Source organism: Acinetobacter sp. YH01006 (assembly GCF_013420445.1).
Lineage (GTDB): Bacteria > Pseudomonadota > Gammaproteobacteria > Pseudomonadales > Moraxellaceae > Acinetobacter > Acinetobacter pseudolwoffii.
On the sequence record NZ_VOYB01000011.1, the window covers coordinates 48,297 to 69,280 of the forward strand.

The window sequence follows — 20,984 nt, forward strand, 5'->3', positions numbered from 1 at the left end:
GGAAGGAAAATAAAAATGAATGATTATGAACACCTTGAGGATCAATCTGTAATAAATATAGACACCAATGAAACGGATATAGTGTCTGTATATCGTAAACAGGAATTTAAGAATACAGATGGTATTAACCTGACGATTAACAATATGTTATACGTGAATTCCGAGGGGGAGGTATTAGCCTATATCGGAGATAAGCAATACCAATTGAGACGAGAGCCGTATTCTATTTTTGAAGCTTCAATTTCATAAAGTAAGCCCACTTCGGTGGGTTTTTTATTGCCCACAGAAAGTTGATTTATGTGCTGTAAAAACTGCTGTATCTGCTCTTGTATAAAAGGTTCTGGCTATCAACCTAAACCAAGACCAATTCCACCTGATATAGAGACACCGCCAATTGTCATTTATCCACCAAAGAAACCATAGCAGACCACCGTAGGGTGGTTTTTTATTGAGCTCAATTTATGAAACTCATTTACCAACTCAAAATTGGTGACTTTGCACCAAGCGAAAGTACACGCTCATTTACTCAAGAAGGGTATCTGAAATGCGTCAACGTTCGCTTGGCCAAAGCACCGCAAGTCCGTCAGTACTACGCTTATGAATTTCCAAATTTGGAAGGCTATTCAGCGGATCAGGTCATCAATGTCTATGTGGCAGCTGAGGATCTATTTAAACCGGAAGTGATCAAGAGCTTCGACGGCGTAGATGCGACGGACTATCACCCACCTAAAAATGAAATCAATGCTTCCAACTGGAAGGACTACCACATTGGCGATTGTGAGAATGTGCGCCAAGAGGGGGAATTCATGCTGGGTGATCTGATCATCAAAGATCAGAACAGTATCAATGCCATTCAAAACAATGAGCGTGTCGAAATTTCATTGGGCTATGGAGCTGATCTTGTGCTTGAACAAGGTACAGCACCAGACGGTACGCCGTATCAAGCCCGGTTTATTAATTTTAAAGGCAATCACGTGGCGCTGGTGAAATACGGTCGCTGTGGCGGTGATTGTCGCGTCGGTGACCATAAACCAAACCCAAAGGGGAAAAAGATGGAAATTAAAGTAAACGGTATTCGCTTTGAGATTGGTGACAACCAAGCGCTAGCTGATGCTGTAAAGCAACAAGAAGACCAGCTTGAAAACTTGAAAGCAGCAAAACTCAAAGTCGGTGACAAACAATTTGCCATCGGTGATGAATTGCCAGCTGTACAAGCAGTGGTTGATACCTTGCAGACTGAAAATGCACAGCTTAAGCAGAAAGTTGGTGATCTGGAGCAAAACCAGATGACACCTGAAAAACTTGATCAGGTCGTTGCAGAACGCGCCTCTGTCATTGCGGACGCCGTTGCATTGGTGCCAGGTATTAAAACTGAAGGCTGTTCATGTGAACAAATCAAACGTGACGTGATTGCTGCCAAGGCTGGTGACACGTTGGTGACCGCTGTACTCGGTGGTGTCGCCGTCGGTGATGCTAAACCTGAACAGATCGACACGGTATTCCGTGCACTGTCAGCAGTGAAGTCGACCACACCAGGCAATGCAGTCGGTGATGTATTACATCAACAGCAACAACAGCAAAACAATAATCAGGACCCTAAAGAAAATAAGGGTTATGACAAGTCTGCTGCATACAAAACAATTTAAGGAGAACTTGAATCATGGTTCAGCAATTAAATGCGGTAGTCGGTCAGCGTGGCCGTTTAACTGCCAAAGAAGTTGTACTGTCATTACCGCTTTCAGGTCTGACTTTAGTCAATGACGGTGATGTAGTTGTCCGCACGACTGATGGCAAATCTGTAACGGCTGTGGCAGGTGCTACACCTACACGTTTCGGTGTTGTGGTGCGCCACGGCGTAGGTAAGTCCGGTAAAACCACTGCCGGCAAAGAAGCCTATAAAGCCGCTGATATGGTCCCTGTGATGTTTGAAGGCGCGATCTGGGTCAAGCCTACAGCGCCAATCACTGACATTACCGCAACCGTTTACATGAAAACTGCAAACGGTACGACTATAGCGCCGTTAGGTTCTCTTTCCTCATCTTCAATAGATGGTACCGAATTACCAGGTGCAGCATGGGAAACCGTGACAGGCGCAGATGGTTTAGCACTTCTTAATCTTCGTGGAGCTTAATTAAACATGAGCAAATTAGCAAAAATGAAAGCGCGTTTAACGCCGATTTCACATGCCATTCAGGCACAGGTTGGCGATGCGTTCAACATGGATGCATTGGCACAGCTCTTCGTCAAGATCGAAGAACAAAACGAAATTACACCACAGCTTGCACAGGTCCTTGACTACGCCAAGTTCATCCCAGTGACCAATGTAAATGCGGTTTATGGTGGTGGTGAAATCCTGTCTCGTAAAAAAGGCGTGGGTATCGGCGAAGACTATGCTGGTACTGGTGATGATATTCCGCTTGCAGAAGTTGAATACGATACTGTAAGCCTACCCGTGAAAGTAGGTGTGATTGGCTACCAATATTCAGTAGTTGAATTAGCGACTGCACAGCAAATGAACCTCACGCTTGAAGCGGACAAAGTTCAGGCTGCAAACTTGGCTGCTGAAAAACACATGTCAAATGTGGCCTGGTACGGTTACACCAAAGCGAATGCCAGTGGACAGCTTGAAAAAGTGAATGGCTTCTTAAACCAAACAGGCGTGACCATCGTGACAGGTCAGCATGATTGGGCTACGGCGACCATTGAAGAGGTTTTATCCGACTTCAATAACTCATTGGCTGATTCGTCAGATTTGTTTGATGGTGACTCTTCAATTGAGCCTGACACTTACTTAATGGCATCAGCTCAGTACACTCACTTATCGACACGTGTCGTGCCAGATTCAGGTGGTAAAACATTCCTGAAGTACATTGAAGAAAACAACATCTTCACTACTCAGGGCAAAACTTTAACCATTCGTGGTTCAGGTCGTGGTAATGGCAAAGGTACAGCAAGTGCTGACCGTTCGATCATCTATCGCCGTGATCCATCATGCATCCAGTTCAAAGGTAACAGCGTTGAGTTCTTGACGGCGCAACCGAAAGGCTTAGATGTACTGGTACCTGGTCACTACAAATACCAGGGCGTTTGGCTGAAGCGTGTTGATTCGCTTCGTTACCTTGACCATGCATAAGGATTAAAACCACATGGCTAAATATTCATACACATACAGCGGCTCTAATGCCGCTTTTGTTTTTGCGGGTATTGCGACTTTGCCCACAGGTATCGCCGTATTGCTGGAAGCCGATCAGCACAAAGCACTTCAAAAGAACAAGTTCGCTAAGCATTTGATTGATGCTGGTGAGCTAAGCATTGAAGAAATTGCAGAAGTTGGTGATTCAAAACCTGCTTCAGGTCGTGGTAAAGGTGCTCAAGCTGGCAAGCCTGATGATGGCAAAGGCAAGGGCGATAAATCCAAAGGTGGTGAGCTCACGATTGATGAGGTGCGTAAAGCGCTGACGGATCTTGAAATCACCTTTACTGAAGATGAAACCCTTGAGCAACTGCAAGAAAAACTTGCTCAAGCCACTGAATAAGGTGACCTATGGACCCACAAGCTTTTAAGTTGAAGTTTAAGTACGACACGGCGCTGATGAATCTACCGGATGCAGAAATTGCAGATGCGTTAGAGGAAGCGGATCTCGTTGTGAAGTCACTTGAATTTGGTGATCTGAAAGAACGTGCTGTGGGTCTATATGCAGCACATATTCTCAAGGTTGCACTCAAATCAAAGTCAGGTAACAGCTTTTCAGATGCTTCGAGTATGACCATTGCAGGTCAGAGTGTGAGCTTTTCACGTTCTGGTACCGATGCATTTTATAACCAAAGCATTTATGGCCAGCGTTACCTGGCATTAAAAAATTCAATTCCAATTGGCAATGAGGGTACCAATCCCAATCGTTTGGGCGTTGGAGCTTTCGTTGTTTAGGAGCAAGGCATGTCATTTAAGTATCAAGCGCCTGATCATTTCAAAGCGACTTCGCTTGAAATTGCAGGCATCACATACAAGGTTGAAAAAGGTGTGATCGAGTCGGATACCGACATTGCACACATCTTGGCACCACATGGTTTTAAACGTGCGGTTGCTGAAGCCAAAGCAGAACCGAAAAAGGAAACTGCTGCTGCAAAGTAGGTGATGTATGAGTGATTACCGTGTTGATGCTGATGTTGATTTTAACGAGGTCAATGAGCGTGTACGTGCTGAAATACGGCGCACGGTAAATGCACTCACACTTAAACTTCAGCGCACCATTCAAGAAGACATGCTGACAGGTCAGCGCTTGAATGTGCAGTCTGGGCGTTTAAGGGGATCTGTTTCATCTAAGGTGGAAGAGGATAAGGATTGGATCGAGGGTACAGTCGGTGCGGGTGGTGCCTTGGTACCGTATGCCTTTGCTCATGAATTTGGGCTTAAAGGTGCGATGGCCATTAAGGCGCATTTGCGTACAATCAAGAAAGTCTTTGGTCAGCCGATTACACCTCGTCAAATCATGATCAAAGCCCATTCTCGTAAAGTCGATATGAAAGAGCGCCGTTTTATGCGTGATTCATTGGATGAAGTGGCGAAGATCGTGCCGAAGAATATTGATGCTGCAATTGAAAGGGGATTGAGCAGTGAATAGTGAAGCCATTTACCAGGCATTGTTTAATCGCTTGTCAGGCATCGAGGGGATTAAAACCACCAGTCGCCGTTTAAAGCATTTCAATCACGTTGCACCTGATGACCGTCCTGCCTTATTCGTGACGCAAGGCAATCAAACCGAAGCACCAGTGAAAGGCTTGGATGCCAAGGTTGAACTTGAAGCGGAAGTGTACGTCTACATTCATGAATCAGATCCATCTATACCGCCGTCGGTCCAGTTGAATCAGATGATTGATCAAGTACGTGCCAAGCTTGCACCTGATCATCCTGATATGTGCGAATACCAAACCTTAGGGGGATTGGTCGAGCATTGCTGGATCGAGGGCACGATCGAAGTTTTTGAAGCAGTTGAAAACATGCTCGATGACCAAGGGATTGCCATTATTCCGATACGGATCCTTACCACTACCTAAAGCAATTCATAAATAACATGACCGCCAATACGGCGGTTTTCTCATTTTTAAGAGGTCGATATGGCTCAATATTTATTTGGTGCCGGTAAAATCTTTGCCACACCATTACAGGATGTGCACGGTAATCCAATCACCAATGGCACACCAGTGGAAGTGGGCGTAGTGCAGTCAACATCAGTTGATATCAGCTATGACTTAAAAGAACTCTATGGCCGTGGTCAGTTCGCCGTAGACGCCGCACGCGGTAAAGGTTCAATTAAGTGTAAAGCAACCATGGGTCGTATCAACGGCGCATTGTTGAATTCCATTTTCTTTGGTGGCGTGGTCACTGAAGGTGGTATTACTGCAGTCGCTCAAACCATCAATGGTGAAGTCGTTGCAGCGTCAGTAACACCAGTCGTTCCGAACAGCGGTACATTCGTGAAAGATTTAGGCGTAACTGATGCCAAAGCAGTTCCTTTAAAGCGTGTGGCGAGTGCACCGGTTGCAGGTCAATACAGTGTGGATGAAGCGACAGGTGTTTATACCTTCGCAACTGCTGATGTAGGTAAAACGGTATTTATCAGCTTTAAATACACAGCGACGGTGGCAGGTGCCAAGTCAGGTGTCGTAAGCAATTTGGATATGGGTTATACGCCTGAATTCAGTGTTGATCTGTTCCGTGACTACAAAGGTAAATTCTTTGGTATGGAATTCTTCCGCTGTGTCAGCAATAAGCTTGCGTTCAGTTCAAAACAGGATGATTACGATCTACCTGAGTTTGAATTCCAGCCAATGGCCGATGATTTAGGCCGTGTATTCAAATGGACTACTTCGGAGTAATGCCAAATGCAATTTAACCAGGTCGAAAACCCGCGTGGTAATCCGCTTAAAATTAATGGCCAGATTTGGATTTTTGCGCCGTTGTCATTAGGTGCTGCTGAAAAGCTGATGCCAAAGCTTAAAACCTTTGATCCAAGTGACTTTGCTTTAGTGGTAGATGTTGCACATGGCTCTTTAAAGCGTAACTATCCTGACATTACACGTGAATTTGTTGCTGATGAACTGCTCGATGTTGGTCACGTGAACGCCGTATTTGAGACGGTCATGGGGGCTTCTGGTCTGGTTTATACAGGTGAAGACGAGCAGGCCACTGATTCGGGGGAATAGACTGGGAGGAGCTGTACACGCATTTGGTGGTTACATTGGGCAAGGATTACGACTATGTGCGTAATGAATTGGATTTTCCAAGAGTCAAAGCATTGAATGCGTATCACAAGCAGTGTCCTCCCAGCCATGTTGGCATTCAGCGTCTGTGTCGGATCCTTGAGGCATTTATGGGGATTGAAGACAGTACTGGTTCAGATGATACGCAAAGCGATGATGAAGATGATCTGTTTGCGGATCTGCAAAACTTCCCTCAGGGTGGCTAAGGCTACCCTGATTGATTTATATACTTGAGTTGGTTAAAGTTTGGCTGAACTTTATAAAAATCGGGTATAAGCATGAAAAAAGTATTAGGGGTGAGTTTTTTAGCTTTCACTTTGGCTGCTTGTGGTGGAGGTGGTGGGGGTGATTCTTCATCTTCCAATAATGATGGTAACAACCCACCAGTATCAAAGGCTGAAGTCACAGGTATTTATACTGGAAAGACCAATCAAGAACAGAATGTAGTTGGATTGGTGGATAAAAATAATAAATTCTGGTTCTTATATTCACCACCTTATTCTGCTGGTGTTACAGGATTCATGACTGGAAACTTCACTGTTTCTGGTAATACGATAAAAGCCAATAGCGGAAAAGACTTTTATTTTGGTGGTTCTACCGTTTACAGCACCTCTATTAGTGGAACAGTTGATTCCAAGAAGAGCCTGAAAGGCACAATCACATATTCGCCTTCAAATCAGGTTACATTCGATACTGTATACGAAACGGATTTAAACAACACGGCGTCCAATCTAGCGACAATTGCAGGCACTTATTATGGAGAATCGGCGATTGTACAAGGTATTGAAGATGCAAATTTGACTATTTCAAATACGGGTGTGATTTCAGGTAAAGGACAAAGTGGCTGTACGTTCTCAGGGAAAATAGCAGCTGAAGAAAATGCACCTTACTACAATGTTGATTTAGTTTTTGGTTATTCACCTTGCTATCTGGCAGGACAGTCAGTTAAGGGTGTGGCTTATTATGATTCAGCTGACAAAACTTTATATGCAGTTACTGAAACAAGTAGCCGAGATAATGCAGTTTTATTCTTGGGTACGAAAAATTAAAGATAAAAATTCTTATTATCCATAGATTTTAAAGAACCGCCTTAATGGCGGTTTTTTTATGCCTGTAAGAGAGGAATTATGAGCAACAATCGAGTGGAAGTGCACGTTGGTGCGAAGACTTCTGAACTTAAAAAGGGCATGAATGATGCTGAGAAAATCGTTAGTGATGGCGCTAAACGAATTGAGGATACTGGGAGTAAGGTTAAATTTAAGCTGGATTTCTCAAGCATTAAAACTGGTTTGGATGACATAACCAAGAATATCAACAATAGATTTGAGGATATCGGCAAATCAATCTCAGGAAATTTAACTAAAAGCTTTGCCGCGATCGGAGTTGGTATAGCGGCTTCTGTTGGGACAGCAGCTATTGGATTGGCGTCATTAACATCTGAAGTTGGTCGAACATCAAAAGAATTGGAAATTCAAGCACGCTTGGCTAATACAACCACAAAAGAATTCCAAGAGTGGGCATTTGCTTCTAAATCAGTCATGGTTGAGCAAGACAAACTATCTGACATCATGAAAGATGTGAACGATAAGTTTGGTGACTTCATGCAAACTGGTGGCGGAGAAATGGCTGATTTCTTCGAGAAAATTGCACCAAAAGTGGGGGTGACTGCCAAAGAGTTCCAAGGTCTTACTGGTCCACAAATCCTCGAAAAGTATTATCAAACGTTAGAGAAAGCCAACGTATCCCAAGCTGAGATGACTTTCTATATGGAGTCAATCGCTAATGATGCAACGCTATTGGCTCCATTGCTAGAAAACAACGCTGAGAAGCTAAAAGAATATTCAAAACAAGCGCATGAACTTGGCTTGATTATGGATCAGGATGCAATTGCGAAGACTAAGGAATTCAATACTGCATTAAGTACGATTCAACAGACAATCGACGGCGTATTTACAAGACTGGCAGCTCAAGCAGCACCGGCGCTGACAAACTTAGCAAATGATTTCCTTGGTTTTGCATCAAGATCCAGAGAGGGTATTGATAGTGCAGTCACGGCAATAATCACGACATTCGAGAGCCTCCTCGATATTGTTCAAAGTGTATTTAGTACGATAGGCGGTATTTGGAGTGATTTAACTGCTGATATTGGTGATGGATCGATTCAACAAGTAGGGTTTATGGATCTAGTCGCTGGTGCGATGAATGGATTTGCAGCCGTAGCTGTTGGGCTAAAAGTTAGTATCGAAATTGCTTTTGCTGCTATTCGTGCGGTCGTTGCTACAGTGTGCCAAGCAATCAACATTTCAGTGAATACTGTAATGAATGTGTTTGGAGGTTTCCGAGATACGATTCAATACGGCCTTGATGTCTTGTCTATCAAGTTTCAGACCTTTGGTAATATTGTTAGCAATGTTTTGAACTTTAACTTCTCAGCTGCCAAAGCATCATGGGAAAGTGGTCTATCACAATTAGGTTCAATTACTGATCGCTATACAGGTCAGATGCAGTCGCGTCTAACCAATCTAAAAACAAGTTGGAATACTGGTGTAAGCAACACAGCTAATGCTTGGGGCACAGCAGGTTCGGCTATTGTCAATTCTGCAACAACAGGTGGGCAAAGACTCCAGAATCTGTTCTTAAAAAATCCTACTGTAGTCGGAACTGCACCACGACCTACACCATCACCAACATTTAACTCAAATAAGGGTATTGGCACAGGGGTCAAAGACTCTAAAGGAAGTTCGGCAAAAGCTAAATCTGATGCTGATGCAAAAGCAAAGGAAAGAGCTGCTGAGCAAGAAGCTAAAGCAATTGCTGATATTCGGTATAAGTATGCTACTCAAGAACAGAAAATAAAGCTGGATCTTGAAAAAGCACTTAAAGAAATTGAAAAAGCCAAAATCACTGATGCTGAAAAGGCTGCTTTTAAGGTACGTGCTGAAAAGGATGCCAGTGACAAGATTACTGCATTAAATGCTGAACAGTTTGAAAAAATTAAAGCTATTCGCGAAGCTGAAATTCAAAACAAGCAGCAACAAGCTCAGCGAATCTATGAGATTGAAAAGGCTAATATCCAAGCTGAATTCGATGCTAAGAAAATTTCAAATGTTCAAAAAGCACGGCTTGAAAAAGAGTTAGAGGATCAGCTCAGAGCTATCAAGCGTAATGGCTTGCAAGAGCGCCTTGACTTAGAAAATCAAATGTCTGGTATCTCAGGAAAACAGGGTAATCAGAATCAGATTATGAACAATATTTCTGATTTGGATACTGATCAAAAGGTTTCCGATACCAAGCAAGTTGGAGTTCTTTCAGATGCCCAAATGAAAGACTTTGAGGATAAGTTTGGTGGTCTAACGTCACGAATGTCTGGTCTATGGGACAAGGGCATTCAGTCCATGATGAATGGAACGCTGACTTGGAAAAATGCCATGAATGCCATTTTTACAGAACTGGCAGGGGCGTTTATTCAAAGCATGATCACGGCGCCAATGAAAAAGTATGCTGCAAGTTTAGCCACTCGATTGGCTGTAAAGCTTGGATTCATCAAAACTGAAACCGCTGCAGAGGTTGCCGGTCAAGCTGCACAGACTGGCGCCGTAGTGGCTGGTGAAACCACCAAGACCATGGCAACCAGTACAGGTGCCTTAGCGCGTTTGGCCATCAAAGCGGGTGAAGCAATCAAGTCCATCATGATGTATGCCTGGGAAGCGATGGCGGGTGCATTTAAAGCTATGGTATCCATTCCTTACATTGGTCCAGTGCTTGCTGTGGCGGCTGGTGCTTCTGCATTGGCATTGGTTGGCGGTCTTGCTGGCAAAATCAAATCTGCTCGAGGAGGTTACGATATTCCTGCAGGTGTGAATCCAGTAACTCAATTGCATGAAGAGGAAATGGTCTTGCCTAAACAGCATGCCAATACGATCCGTGCTTTGGGTAAAAACTTAACCTCCGATGGAGGAATAGGTGGAGGTGGTGGAAGCTCAGCGCAGACCTTTAACAATTTCACGATTCAAGCATGGGATTCAAAAGACGTCCGCCGTTTTATGGAAAAGCATGGTCGTGAATTGGCTGGTGGTCTGAAAGGCTATAACCGTAATTTTGGTCGATAAGGGAGAAAATCGTGTCTGATGTATTGTTTCCTGAATTGCCAGGACTGGAATGGGATCTAAGCAAGAAACCCATTTTCAATACAAAGATCATGGAGTCAGTGAACGGTCGGGAGCTTCGCGCAAGTTACCAGGCCGTTCCCAAGTATGAAATATCTTTGTCGTTCGGCTTTCTGCGTGAATCGAAAGGAAAGAATGAATTACAGCAACTCGAAAGTTTCTTTTTAGAACGCCGTGGTGCATTCGATTCCTTTCTTTTTAAGATGCCTGAGGATTGCGATTACACGTGTTCTTACAGGGGTGATGGAAGTAAGACAAGTTTCCAACTGTATAAGCAGATGCATACTTCCGTGATTCCTTTGGCTCATACAAAGGCTGAGACAGTTTTTGAAGTAGATCCAACGTTTTGGAATGAAAATGATCAAACGCCGTTTTGGAGTGACAATGACGATGATCTGTTTTGGGATGACACAACTGCTCAAGTAACCAAGTCAGGCATGGTTACGCTTTCAAAGCCTTTGAAACAAGGTCATAAGTTTGAGGTGAAAGGGACGTATTACTATCGTTGTCGATTTGCTGATGACGAACAGCAATACACCAATTTCATGAGCAAATTATGGAAAGCCAACAAGGTCGATATGATCGGTTCATTAGGAAATAAAGTATGAGAGCAGCTTCTCCAAGATTAATTGCATTGCTTGATGCTGATCAGTTTGTGATGGCAGATCTCTATACCATTACAACGGTGCAGGGTGATGTTTTTCGATACACGAATTATGATTTTGACCTGGTGGTTGCGGGTCAGGTTTATAACTCAGATGGCCCAATTATCAGCCGTGATGGAATCAGTCTTTCACTCGGCATTGAAGTCGATAATTTATCGATCAGTATTGATTGTATTGACGATAACAAATGGAACGGAATTAATGTTGTTCAAGCCTTTCATAATGGCCAATTAGATGGTGCTCGATTTAAGTTGGAACGGATTTTCATGAATATGAATACACCAACCGATACCAGTGCCGGGGCTATCAAGCTTTTTGAAGGTCGAATCATTGAACCTGATTTGGATCGCAACTCCATTCAGGCAAGTGTTGCATCAGATCTGGATGAATTGAACGTACAAATGCCACGAAATCTGTATCAACCAAGTTGTACCAACACGTTATTTGACAGTGCATGCGGCCTATTGCGTCAAAATTTCATGGTGCAAACGACGATTGAAGCAGGCAGTACTACAGCACGAATTTTATGCCAGGTGAATCAGCCTCAAGGTTGGTTTACTCAAGGTGTAATTGAATTCTTGGACGGTGGTAATGCAGGTCTAAAACGGACGATTCGCATGCATGAATCGGGGGCTTTGTTATTGACTTTGCCATTACTGGAAGCACCGCAGGCAGAGCAGCGAATCAAGGTTTATCCAGGATGTGATAAGCGTTTAGAGACCTGTCAAAACCGTTTCAATAATTTCAGCCGTTTCCGTGGTGCGCCATTTATACCAGTGCCTGAAACAGCAGTTTAACCTAATTTGTATTAACGCATACCCAGTCATTGAGCTGGGTTTTTTTATGGGGTGAGAAAATGCCTTTACCGACAGCAGCAGAATTAACAGATCCGACAGCAACGAATACACAGATGAAGCAACGTCTAGGTCAGCTTGCTGAAAATGTAGAATCCAAAGAAAGTTCAACCGAAAAAGCTAATACTGCTAAAAATGAAGCTATTGTCGCAGCATCCACAGACGCAACAACCAAAGCTAATACTGCGGAAGTGAATGCTAAAACTTATACTGATACCGCTAAAGCCGAAGCAGTGTCGGATGCAATAAATAGTTTTTACAATGTTTCAAGCAATCGGAAAGACCTATTTCAAATAAATGATGATAACTTCAATGTCTTACTTAGCATTGATAAAAAGGGCAATCTGCTATTACCTCAGAGCAACATGCCAGTTCAGAATGCTTTAGGTGCTTACCCTGAGCTGAAAACAAAAACAAGATTGCCGCAAGAAGGCTTACAACCCATATCCTCTGAATTAATGTCATATCTACCATTTTCTGGTGTCTCTTACGCTCCATGTCCACTTGGATTGCAGCCACAACGGTACTCAATAAACCCTGTTGATTTGGGTGGTTTAAAAGTCGGAATACCAGTTCAAATTCCGCTATCCACATACTACAGCGCAGACGACAGTGTAGTGCATCCAAGTATTGTTGAGTTTTATGGCGGTTTCAGAGGATACCGATATTTGTTGGCTATCACATCATACGCAACAGCTTCTGTGGAAAATCCATCAATATTTGGTAGTAATGATTTAGAAACCTTTGATCTTCTCGATGGATTTGTGCAGCCACTGGCATTACCTACAAGCAATGGAAGTTACAAGCAAAGGTTTTTGAGTGATGTTAATTTAAGTTATGACCCTATCAACGGGCTGATTGTTTGTACTTACCGCGACAGCGCTACAGACCCAGTACTGGGATCTGTAACTGCTCTTTTTGCAAGAACTACCCGAGACGGTTATGAATGGAGTGACCCGATTACTCTATCAGATTTTGAGCCAGACTCGGCAGGAGGTAAAAAACTTAGCCCATCTCTGATCTACAATCCCACACGTAAAAAATGGATGCTGTGGTCTGGCACCGGATCAGGTATGCGACTGAGAACCAGCGACAAATTAGATGGAAATTGGACTATTGAGCATACAAAGCGTTATGACGGTCGCGGAATTTGGCATCACGAAGTTAGATATGTTGGGGGGTTGTTCGTTATGCTTACATCAAACTCAGAGGGTGGGAATAACTTTGAATTTTTAACTAGCATGGATGGAGAAAACTGGACTTATCGTGGTGAAATTCTACCTGAAGATCAAGCTTGGGTTTATAAACCCAGCTTCCTAGTTAATCTCAACGAAGATAAATCCTTAAATCTCACTGTCCTTTGGACTGACAATAACTTGCGAAAATTATTTATCGGTAAAACCAACTCTATTAATTACGAGGTTGCATAATGAGCTTAATATTAAAAAGCGACAATAAAGCTTTAAAGGAAACGGGTAGAAATATTTTTAACATTGCCACTTCATTAGATCGCGCATTATTTGTTGCAGACTTTGGTATAGAAAAATACGTAATAAGAGAGGGTGCAACTCTAAAGGCAAAATCATTTAGTGATATTATTAATTATTCAAGAACTGGTTACACAGAATACTACTCAAAAACAAAAGGTTGGTTAGTAGCCGATCCAAACATCCCTGCGATTCATTTTGACAAACAATCTAACTTGAAAGGGCTGTTACATGAAGGCGCTATTGCTGGTGCAGAACAAATCATCAACCGACAGGGGCTGGATGTACAGAGTAGCGAAACAGTAACTACGACATACAGAACTGATTACATTTGGCTGATGATGGAGGGGGAAGGTAGTGTCGTAGTTTCTGGAAATATCTCAAATCGAGTTGTTGGTGAGGGATTAACTTGCACCGAAAATAAACCTCTTTTTTTGAAGTTAGAAGATAATGCGGGCAATAGTACGATTAACTTTACAACACATGGCGATGTAACTGCATTTTCAATGGTTCGAGGGGGAACTGGTGTTCCGAATGGTGGTCGCGTTCCGTATCTCAATAAAAACAGCTATCGGAGTCGAGGTGCTACGAACATTACATTAACGGATAATGTTAAAAATATCGTTGCTGCTAAAGACACCTATACTGTACTGCTCGACATTTCGGCAGCGTATGGAGTTCCATCAAGCCTTGCTTCTGTGTTTATCGGAAATAAAACTGGGAATAGATTTCAACTAGACACTGATACTTACGGTTTTTCAGCAGCAACTTACTCGGCAAGTGGACGATATGAAGCAATACTCTCACGAAGTCAACCAGTGGGGATAAAAAATTCAGTATTTGCTGTCACGGTTTTAAAATCAATCAATCGTGTGATTGTTACAAACTGTTTAAGTCACGCACAATCGCTTCTTGATTTTCCGATTGATGGGTTTGATATTAATTTTTCACGCACAAATAGTTTAATCAATCGCATAGCTGTGTTTGAGGGTGGTTTTTCACAAACACAATTGCGTGAATTAGCACGAGAATGGCAGGTTTTTGGTTAATTTATTTATTAATATGGCTAACACCCAACCATAATCTTATTTGAGTTTATAGCTGGGTGTTTAAAAAATATCAAAAAGAATAAATTCTTGAGTTAATTTAATATTTCAAGAATTCTTAAAAATTACTTAAAAACTTGATCATAAATAGGAGAGATTAACTTTGCCCCATAAGCACTTAGATGATCATCATCAAGATAGAGAGGAATTTTATTAATATCCCCATAACAATAATTCTGATCACACAAATAAGGAGTAGGGTCTAGAATCTTAACGCCGCATTTCTGAGCTGCTTCATTTTGCATTTCATATGCAATTTTTTGGCGGTCAGAAAACTCCTTTCTTGTGATTTTAACCGACTCGGGAGTGCTCAAGGTAATCGAACTTCTAAACATTGTAAGAGGTACGTTGTCTTTTAGTTCAGGTGTTGGTCTAACTAGATAGACAGGATTATTCTCAGAGAAATTACAAATAGTACTAATCATATGTCCTTTTAAATTATTATGATATGCAGTATTTCTCTCACTAAAAACATGATCAATAAATAAAATCGGCTCTACTGAAGGGTTGTTTTTCTCATTGTATCCATGTATGGACTGAGATAAGCGATTAATAATAATTATAGGAACACCTGGATATTTTTCCTTTACTATATTAATAGTCTTGGCTACTAACACCCCACAATTGTAATTCTTCTCTTTTGTTTGATGGTTAACTGAATAAACATCTTTTATTGTTGGGCAGCCCGACACAGCAAAGCTTACAACACTTCCACCGTGAAGCGAAGCGCGGTCACCAATGGAAACATTTTGACTTTGAGAGTGGCTGTCACCAATTATAATAGCTTTTACTGGACCATTACCATAAGTACATTGTGGGGAAATACCATCTACAGGTCTTCCACAAAATGAGGCTCTTGGATCCCTTTTTTCTTGTTCTACAATTGTAATTCTTTCTGCTGACAGTCGGAATGGTGTGAGACTTTCATATTTTATAAAAACAAATACACCTAATAATCCAACAAAACCAGCTAAATAAATAGGTTTGCATTTTAAGTAGCTAAATATATTTGAAAATTGATTTCTGAATTTAATTTTCTCGATATATTTATGACTCAGAAACCCTAGAAAAATAGAAAGTATGATGCCGGCATAAGTATAAAATTCACTTAATGAAAAAATATAAATAGCAACAACAAGAGGCCAGTGCCACAAATATATAGAGTATGACCAGCTACCTATTTTTTGAGAAACTGCATTTCCCGTAATGAAACTATTATTGCGCTGAGCTTGAATTAATAAAAAAGAGCCTAGAACAGGAAGGATTGCTAGATAACCAGGCCAAGGATTGTCAGCAGATATTAAAAAGTAAGATCCAATAATTAATACTAACCCGGCTAACTCAAATACTTTTTTTCTGCTTTCTTTTACAGTTAAGGGGTAGAGATAGGCAATGCCACCAAGCATCATCTCCCATGCGCGGGTAGATAGTAAGTAATAAGATGGATTTGGCCATTTATAAGTTGCTATAACGCAGAAAATAAAACCAAGTATAGTGCTAACCACTAGTATTGATTTAATAGTTTTAATCGAAAACATCTTGGCAAGTAATACCAATATAATTGGGTAAATTATATAGAATTGCCATTCAACAGAAAGTGACCAAGTATGTAATAGCCATTTTTCATGAGCGCCTGCATCGAAATAGCCGACCTCTCTCCAATAAATAATATTTGATAGGAATGTGACACTACTAGCAGCATGCTTACCTAATGCTTTGTATTCCATCGGTGTGAGGTAAAACCACCCAACCACAAGTAATACTATGCAAAGTAATGCTAGAGCAGGGATTATTCGATTAGCACGAGCAACATAGAATTTAAGGATTGAAAAATTATTTTGCTCTAAGCCTCTAAAGATTATCCCTGTCATTAAAAAACCAGAGATCACAAAGAAAACATCCACACCAGCAAATCCACCTGGCATCCATGATGGGTTGAAATGGAATAAGACGACAGCTATGACAGCAATCGCTCTTAGTCCATTAATGTCAGCTCTAAATTTTTGACTCATAATATGTTGTATTTTTCTATAAAAAATCGAATCGATTTTATAGACTAACTGATAAAAGTTAAATGACTTTTACTACCCAACAAACCACCACCGACCCTGATCTTTAATTAGATCAGGGTTTTTTATTGGATCAGACATGAAAAACATCGAAGTGGTAAAAGAGGCTATGACTTGGCTTGACACGCCATATCATCATCAAGGGCGTGTTAAAGGTGTGGGTGTCGATTGTGCAACACTGCTTTGTGAAGTCTATGAAGCAGTAGGGCTTATTGATCATTACGATCCACGGCCATACCCACCTGACTGGCATATGCATCAGATGGGTCAACGTTACCTTGAGCACATCAAGAAATTTTGTGTTCAAGTGACAGATCCTCAGCCTGGTGATATCGTTCTCTATCATTTTGGCAAGTGCATCAGTCATGCTGCAATTGTCGTTGAGTGGCCTACGATCATCCACTCATATATCCATCAGGGAGTCATTCTGCAGGATGGAACCAAAGGAAGTTTAGCCCGGCGAATTGCCGGGTTTTATCGTTTAAGAGGGCTATAAAATGGGTGGTGTTTTTGGTGGTGGTACCGTCAGCACATCTGACAAGCGGATCAATTCAATGCGGATTCAGCAGTCAGCTTACGGTCTTTGTCAGCCTTTGGTTTACGGTAAAAACCGTGTTGCTGCTAATATGTTCTGGTATGGTGATTTCACAGCCACAGCTCATACAACAACGAAAAAGCAAGGTGGTAAGGGTGGTGGTGTAAAAACTAAAAACACGACTTATACTTACAGCGCTTCATTCATGCTTGGGCTTTGTGAAAATAAAATCAAAGACATTGGGATTATCTGGCGTGACAAAGAACAGATTGTTCCTAAAACGGAAGGTGGTATTCAGCTTAAACCCATTGATCAGCTAGGGTTTGAATTATTTGATGGTGATCATAATCCTGTTTGGGGCTATCTCCCATCAAAGCATCCTGACCAGGCATTGCACTATCCATTTCTCGGTTATGTCGCATGTGCTAACTACGATCTGGGGGGGAGTGCCAGCTTATCGAATCACAATTTTGAAGTGATTAGCGATATTACATTCTCAGAAACGATTCAAGATGCCAATCCTGCAGATGTAATTGAAGACTTCATTACCAATCCACGATATGGCGCATCACCCAGTCTGCAAATGGCAGATTTATCTGAATTTCGGACTTACTGTACAGCAACCAATTTGTTGATCAGTCCTGCTTTGACAGAACAGCGTGAAGCATTCGAAATCATCAATGAAATTGTTGAAGCGGTGAATTGTGCAGTGGTACCAAGTCCAGATGGCTTGAAAATCCGTTCATACGGTGACAGTGTCGTCAGTGGAAATGGGGTAACGTTCGTACCTGATCTGGAACCGGTATACCATTTAACAGATGACGATTTCTTGGGAGAAGATCAACCAGTACGTGTTCGTCGAAGCCGTGATACCGATGCATACAACCATTGCCAGATTGAGTACGTGAATCGGTTTAACCAGTACAACACTGAAACAGTTGAAGCCAAGGACCAAGCCAATATTGAAATGTTCGGTCTGCGTACACAAGATCCAGTCAAGTTCGACTTTTTCTGTGAGCCCAAAATCGCCCGTCATGCGGTGCAATTGCTGTTACAGCGAAAACTGTATGTTCGAAATGAATATGAGTTCGAATTAGGCTGGAAGTACTGCCGTTTAGAGCCGATGGATATTGTGACGATTACAGATGAATCTTTAGGCTTGAATCGTTTCCCGGTGCGGATCACGCGTGTCGAGGAAGATGAAGATGGAATGTTGTCTATTACGGCTGAAGAACTGGCTGTTGGATCTCGCTCTGCGGTTGAATATGATCTTCAATCATCTAATGGCTATCAGGGAGGAAATGAAGAGCCTGGAAACGTGAATGCACCGTATATTTTTGAGCCACCATTAGATTTGACTAGCGGTAAAAATCAGATATGGGTAGCTGTATCCGGTGGAATTAATTGGGGCGGCTGTAATGTCTGGGTCAGCTTGGATAATACAACTTATGAAATGGTTGGTACGATCTATGGGTCTGCTCGATATGGTGCCCTGGTTTCAGCGATTGATGCAGATGATACCGAGATGCAGATTCAGTTGAATACATCCAGCCAGATGTTCAGTGGTACGGTTGAAGATGCTGAAGTTGATGCAACTCTATGTAGAGTCGGTGACGAATATATTAACTATATTGAGGCCACATTGAATGGATCTGGGCTGTATACATTGAGCGATGTGATCCGTGGACGTTTCGATGATGCAGGGCCACATAATGCAGGCGAATCATTTGTTCGTATTGATCGTGCTATTTTTAGCCATGATTACAATGAAAATATGGTTGGAAAACAGATTTATCTGAAGTTCACCAGCTTCAATGGATTGCAGCAAAAAGAACAGACGCTGGATGAGGTGGCGGCTTATAGTCATACCATTACTGGCAGCCGTCCATCTGGCGTAAAAGGTCTATCCCTTCAGTCGGCCTTTGAAGGTACAAGCTTTAAAGTTCAGTGGCAAAGTGCAGCTGGTGCCACAGGGTATATCGTTCAAATCATGTCAGGTGGTGTATTGCTACGTGAAGTTGAAACGACAAATACTGATTACAGTTACAGTATGGATGAAGCCAAGATTGACGGTATTCAGCGTGCTTATACAATTCGTGTTGCAAGTAAAAACGGCTCGATTGTCAGTACCTTTGCGGAGCTGAATATCAGTAATCCGGTGCCACCACAATTGTTGAACGTCTACACATCTGCCACTGCAGATTCGATCACAGTGACTTGGATTCCAAGTGAAGTACCGGATCTGAAAGATTACCAGGTGTGGATCAGTACCAGTGCTAATTTTGATCCTGATTCAACAGAAGCACGTTGGACCGGTACCGAAAATGCTTGCACGATTACTGGCTTGCAATCAACGACCACATATTATGTGCGTGTTGCAGCACGAGATGTGTGGAAACCGACATCATGGAATTACTCAGCACGGATCACACAAGCCACTGCAGAAAGTTAAATTTTTCAAGTCCTAAGCACCTTCAGGTGCTTTTTTAATGTCAATTTTATAGGGGGCACAATGTCGAATGCGACACAAATCATAGATACATCAGGACCAGTCGCAACCACTGCAGGGACTGGAATCACTATTATTTCTTGGCTTGCTACTTGGGACTGGGGGTTTTTAATTGGTGTTTTGATAGGTTTAGCTGGTCTTGCGATTAGTTTTGCAAACTACTTATCAAACAAGCAATTTCAAAAACGTAAAGATCAACGTGAGCAAGAAGAACATGAACTAAAAATTGCAAAATTGCGAGGGCAATGGGATGCAAAACAAGACTAAATTATTTGTTGCAGGATCAACGATATCAGCCGCTTTAATAAGCGGTTTTTTTATTACTGGTCCTAGTGAACAACAAGTTCAAGCTACAGCACAAAAAGAGGGATATACAGCAAAACCAGTTATTCCTGTGAAAGGGGATGTGCCAACGATTGGCCACGGTACCACTGTTTATCCAAATGGTGTGCGCGTCAAGATGACAGATCCTGCAATTGATCGTAAGACTGCGTTAAATTATCTCAAGCTGCACATGGATAAGGATGCCCAGCGTTTCAATAAAACCATTTTGAATATTCCAATCTCACAACCTGAATACGATCTCTATCTTGATTTCACGTATCAATACGGCACTGGTGCTTGGTCAGGATCATCGATGCTGCGCAACTTAAAGCAGGGTAAATATAAAGCGGCGTGCGATTCATTACTCAAATGGAAGTATGTGGCGAAGCGTGATTGTTCGGTTCGATCCAATAATTGCTATGGTGTTTGGACTCGACAGCTTGAGCGTCACAGTAAGTGCATGGGGGCGCAATGAAAGATTTAATAACAGTATTTATCACAAAGTTTTACGAAGCCGTCATCATTTTCTTGGCGGCTTTTTTATTGCTTGCGCTCATCGGCTTTTGTGTGCAGACATGGCGAGTTTCGGCTTGGCAAGATGATTACGCACTACTTGATGCAAAATATCAAACCGACTTGGCCAAGGCTGAGGCATTAACCGAAAAAGCGAAAGCAGATGCTATCGCCAAAGAAAAACAATGGTCTGAAAAGCTACTCAAAGCGGAGATTCAACATCGTGAAGATATCAAACAAATTATTGCTGATAGCAATAGCGCTAAGTCCGCTATTGATCGGCTGTCAAAGCAAATCGATACAGCCTCAAGTCGTATGTCCACAGCTACCCGAGAAACCATCATTGAGTACGCCAGCGCCAGCGGTGTCATACTCGAAAAATGCGTCAATGAATATCGAACAGTGGCGCAACGAGCTGATGAACACGCAGCTGATGCAAGCCGATTAAGTAATTCTTGGCCATAATAGAAGGCCCTCAATTGAGGGCTTTTGCAT

Annotated in this window: 24 protein-coding genes; 23 read left to right on the forward strand and 1 reads right to left on the reverse strand. The window is 42.2% G+C overall.

Features of this window, described 5'->3' with window-relative positions; all coding sequences use genetic code 11:
• Positions 1-15 precede the first annotated feature (15 nt).
• From FTT73_RS10670 to FTT73_RS10755, 18 genes are all read left to right on the forward strand, one after another.
• Positions 16-249 carry a hypothetical protein gene (locus tag FTT73_RS10670; RefSeq protein ID WP_180100917.1) on the forward strand — a complete coding sequence of 78 codons (234 nt, stop codon included), beginning with the start codon at positions 16-18 and terminating at the stop codon, positions 247-249.
• A 212-nt stretch (positions 250-461) separates the two neighbouring features.
• Positions 462-1,646, forward strand: a complete 1,185-nt coding sequence (locus FTT73_RS10675) for a DUF2213 domain-containing protein (protein WP_180191399.1) — start codon at positions 462-464, stop codon at positions 1,644-1,646.
• A 14-nt stretch (positions 1,647-1,660) separates the two neighbouring features.
• Positions 1,661-2,131, forward strand: a complete 471-nt coding sequence (locus tag FTT73_RS10680; protein ID WP_180191400.1) for a hypothetical protein — start codon at positions 1,661-1,663, stop codon at positions 2,129-2,131.
• A 6-nt stretch (positions 2,132-2,137) separates the two neighbouring features.
• The gene (locus tag FTT73_RS10685) at positions 2,138-3,133 is read left to right on the forward strand and encodes a DUF2184 domain-containing protein (protein WP_180191401.1); all 996 of its coding nucleotides are present in this window, start codon (positions 2,138-2,140) and stop codon (positions 3,131-3,133) included.
• 13 nt (positions 3,134-3,146) lie between these two features.
• A complete protein-coding gene (locus tag FTT73_RS10690) occupies positions 3,147-3,536 on the forward strand; it encodes a hypothetical protein (RefSeq protein WP_180191402.1) in 390 nt (129 codons plus the stop codon).
• Between the two features lie 8 nt (positions 3,537-3,544).
• Positions 3,545-3,928: a DUF4054 domain-containing protein gene (locus FTT73_RS10695; RefSeq protein ID WP_180191403.1), complete on the forward strand. Its 384-nt coding sequence runs from the start codon at positions 3,545-3,547 to the stop codon at positions 3,926-3,928.
• A gap of 9 nt (positions 3,929-3,937) precedes the next feature.
• The gene (locus FTT73_RS10700; RefSeq protein ID WP_164543071.1) at positions 3,938-4,132 is read left to right on the forward strand and encodes a hypothetical protein; all 195 of its coding nucleotides are present in this window, start codon (positions 3,938-3,940) and stop codon (positions 4,130-4,132) included.
• A gap of 7 nt (positions 4,133-4,139) precedes the next feature.
• Positions 4,140-4,622, forward strand: coding sequence for a hypothetical protein (locus tag FTT73_RS10705; protein WP_180191404.1), 483 nt, complete (start codon positions 4,140-4,142; stop codon positions 4,620-4,622).
• Positions 4,615-5,055: a hypothetical protein gene (locus FTT73_RS10710; protein ID WP_180191405.1), complete on the forward strand. Its 441-nt coding sequence runs from the start codon at positions 4,615-4,617 to the stop codon at positions 5,053-5,055. Before FTT73_RS10705 ends, FTT73_RS10710 begins: the two co-directional genes overlap by 8 nt.
• 60 nt (positions 5,056-5,115) lie before the next feature.
• The gene (locus FTT73_RS10715; protein ID WP_180191406.1) at positions 5,116-5,877 is read left to right on the forward strand and encodes a hypothetical protein; all 762 of its coding nucleotides are present in this window, start codon (positions 5,116-5,118) and stop codon (positions 5,875-5,877) included.
• Between the two features lie 6 nt (positions 5,878-5,883).
• Positions 5,884-6,204, forward strand: coding sequence for a hypothetical protein (locus FTT73_RS10720; protein WP_180191407.1), 321 nt, complete (start codon positions 5,884-5,886; stop codon positions 6,202-6,204).
• A 26-nt stretch (positions 6,205-6,230) separates the two neighbouring features.
• Positions 6,231-6,467, forward strand: a complete 237-nt coding sequence (locus FTT73_RS10725; RefSeq protein ID WP_180191426.1) for a hypothetical protein — start codon at positions 6,231-6,233, stop codon at positions 6,465-6,467.
• A 72-nt stretch (positions 6,468-6,539) separates the two neighbouring features.
• Complete coding sequence (locus FTT73_RS10730) at positions 6,540-7,310, forward strand: hypothetical protein (RefSeq protein ID WP_180191408.1); 771 nt, start codon at positions 6,540-6,542, stop codon at positions 7,308-7,310.
• A gap of 78 nt (positions 7,311-7,388) precedes the next feature.
• On the forward strand, positions 7,389-10,370 hold the full coding sequence (locus FTT73_RS10735) for a cell envelope integrity protein TolA (protein WP_180191409.1): 2,982 nt from the start codon (positions 7,389-7,391) through the stop codon (positions 10,368-10,370).
• 11 nt (positions 10,371-10,381) lie between these two features.
• Positions 10,382-11,035 carry a DUF2460 domain-containing protein gene (locus tag FTT73_RS10740; RefSeq protein ID WP_180191410.1) on the forward strand — a complete coding sequence of 218 codons (654 nt, stop codon included), beginning with the start codon at positions 10,382-10,384 and terminating at the stop codon, positions 11,033-11,035.
• Positions 11,032-11,889 (forward strand): DUF2163 domain-containing protein, encoded by an 858-nt coding sequence (locus tag FTT73_RS10745; RefSeq protein WP_180191411.1) that lies wholly within the window; start codon positions 11,032-11,034, stop codon positions 11,887-11,889. The genes FTT73_RS10740 and FTT73_RS10745 overlap by 4 nt, the downstream gene beginning before the upstream one ends.
• A 59-nt stretch (positions 11,890-11,948) precedes the next feature.
• Complete coding sequence (locus FTT73_RS10750; RefSeq protein ID WP_180191412.1) at positions 11,949-13,376, forward strand: hypothetical protein; 1,428 nt, start codon at positions 11,949-11,951, stop codon at positions 13,374-13,376.
• Positions 13,376-14,482 (forward strand): hypothetical protein, encoded by a 1,107-nt coding sequence (locus FTT73_RS10755; RefSeq protein ID WP_180191413.1) that lies wholly within the window; start codon positions 13,376-13,378, stop codon positions 14,480-14,482. The genes FTT73_RS10750 and FTT73_RS10755 overlap by 1 nt, the downstream gene beginning before the upstream one ends.
• A gap of 122 nt (positions 14,483-14,604) precedes the next feature.
• Here the strand turns inward: FTT73_RS10755 and FTT73_RS10760 are convergent, their stop codons facing one another.
• Positions 14,605-16,551, reverse strand: coding sequence for an acyltransferase family protein (locus FTT73_RS10760; protein WP_180191414.1), 1,947 nt, complete (start codon positions 16,549-16,551; stop codon positions 14,605-14,607).
• A gap of 136 nt (positions 16,552-16,687) precedes the next feature.
• Between FTT73_RS10760 and FTT73_RS10765 the strand changes: the two genes are divergently transcribed.
• From FTT73_RS10765 to FTT73_RS10785, 5 genes are read left to right on the forward strand one after another with little or no spacing between them, the layout of a single operon-like run.
• Complete coding sequence (locus FTT73_RS10765) at positions 16,688-17,104, forward strand: NlpC/P60 family protein (protein ID WP_180191415.1); 417 nt, start codon at positions 16,688-16,690, stop codon at positions 17,102-17,104.
• Between the two features lies 1 nt (position 17,105).
• Entirely contained in the window at positions 17,106-19,595 is a 2,490-nt protein-coding gene (locus FTT73_RS10770) for a phage tail protein (protein ID WP_180191416.1), read from the forward strand.
• A 60-nt stretch (positions 19,596-19,655) separates the two neighbouring features.
• Positions 19,656-19,919 carry a hypothetical protein gene (locus tag FTT73_RS10775; RefSeq protein ID WP_174893480.1) on the forward strand — a complete coding sequence of 88 codons (264 nt, stop codon included), beginning with the start codon at positions 19,656-19,658 and terminating at the stop codon, positions 19,917-19,919.
• Positions 19,903-20,451: a glycoside hydrolase family protein gene (locus FTT73_RS10780; protein WP_174893479.1), complete on the forward strand. Its 549-nt coding sequence runs from the start codon at positions 19,903-19,905 to the stop codon at positions 20,449-20,451. The genes FTT73_RS10775 and FTT73_RS10780 overlap by 17 nt, the downstream gene beginning before the upstream one ends.
• On the forward strand, positions 20,448-20,954 hold the full coding sequence (locus FTT73_RS10785) for a hypothetical protein (protein ID WP_174893478.1): 507 nt from the start codon (positions 20,448-20,450) through the stop codon (positions 20,952-20,954). Before FTT73_RS10780 ends, FTT73_RS10785 begins: the two co-directional genes overlap by 4 nt.
• Positions 20,955-20,984: the final 30 nt, after the last annotated feature.

Coding starts and splice junctions, on each gene's coding strand:
- FTT73_RS10670 (WP_180100917.1), top strand. CDS start 16: ATGAATGATTATGAACACCTTGAGGATCAATCTGTAATAAATATAGAC.
- FTT73_RS10675 (WP_180191399.1), top strand. CDS start 462: ATGAAACTCATTTACCAACTCAAAATTGGTGACTTTGCACCAAGCGAA.
- FTT73_RS10680 (WP_180191400.1), top strand. CDS start 1,661: ATGGTTCAGCAATTAAATGCGGTAGTCGGTCAGCGTGGCCGTTTAACT.
- FTT73_RS10685 (WP_180191401.1), top strand. CDS start 2,138: ATGAGCAAATTAGCAAAAATGAAAGCGCGTTTAACGCCGATTTCACAT.
- FTT73_RS10690 (WP_180191402.1), top strand. CDS start 3,147: ATGGCTAAATATTCATACACATACAGCGGCTCTAATGCCGCTTTTGTT.
- FTT73_RS10695 (WP_180191403.1), top strand. CDS start 3,545: ATGGACCCACAAGCTTTTAAGTTGAAGTTTAAGTACGACACGGCGCTG.
- FTT73_RS10700 (WP_164543071.1), top strand. CDS start 3,938: ATGTCATTTAAGTATCAAGCGCCTGATCATTTCAAAGCGACTTCGCTT.
- FTT73_RS10705 (WP_180191404.1), top strand. CDS start 4,140: ATGAGTGATTACCGTGTTGATGCTGATGTTGATTTTAACGAGGTCAAT.
- FTT73_RS10715 (WP_180191406.1), top strand. CDS start 5,116: ATGGCTCAATATTTATTTGGTGCCGGTAAAATCTTTGCCACACCATTA.
- FTT73_RS10720 (WP_180191407.1), top strand. CDS start 5,884: ATGCAATTTAACCAGGTCGAAAACCCGCGTGGTAATCCGCTTAAAATT.
- FTT73_RS10730 (WP_180191408.1), top strand. CDS start 6,540: ATGAAAAAAGTATTAGGGGTGAGTTTTTTAGCTTTCACTTTGGCTGCT.
- FTT73_RS10735 (WP_180191409.1), top strand. CDS start 7,389: ATGAGCAACAATCGAGTGGAAGTGCACGTTGGTGCGAAGACTTCTGAA.
- FTT73_RS10745 (WP_180191411.1), top strand. CDS start 11,032: ATGAGAGCAGCTTCTCCAAGATTAATTGCATTGCTTGATGCTGATCAG.
- FTT73_RS10750 (WP_180191412.1), top strand. CDS start 11,949: ATGCCTTTACCGACAGCAGCAGAATTAACAGATCCGACAGCAACGAAT.
- FTT73_RS10755 (WP_180191413.1), top strand. CDS start 13,376: ATGAGCTTAATATTAAAAAGCGACAATAAAGCTTTAAAGGAAACGGGT.
- FTT73_RS10760 (WP_180191414.1), bottom strand. CDS start 16,551: ATGAGTCAAAAATTTAGAGCTGACATTAATGGACTAAGAGCGATTGCT.
- FTT73_RS10765 (WP_180191415.1), top strand. CDS start 16,688: ATGAAAAACATCGAAGTGGTAAAAGAGGCTATGACTTGGCTTGACACG.
- FTT73_RS10770 (WP_180191416.1), top strand. CDS start 17,106: ATGGGTGGTGTTTTTGGTGGTGGTACCGTCAGCACATCTGACAAGCGG.
- FTT73_RS10775 (WP_174893480.1), top strand. CDS start 19,656: ATGTCGAATGCGACACAAATCATAGATACATCAGGACCAGTCGCAACC.
- FTT73_RS10780 (WP_174893479.1), top strand. CDS start 19,903: ATGCAAAACAAGACTAAATTATTTGTTGCAGGATCAACGATATCAGCC.
- FTT73_RS10785 (WP_174893478.1), top strand. CDS start 20,448: ATGAAAGATTTAATAACAGTATTTATCACAAAGTTTTACGAAGCCGTC.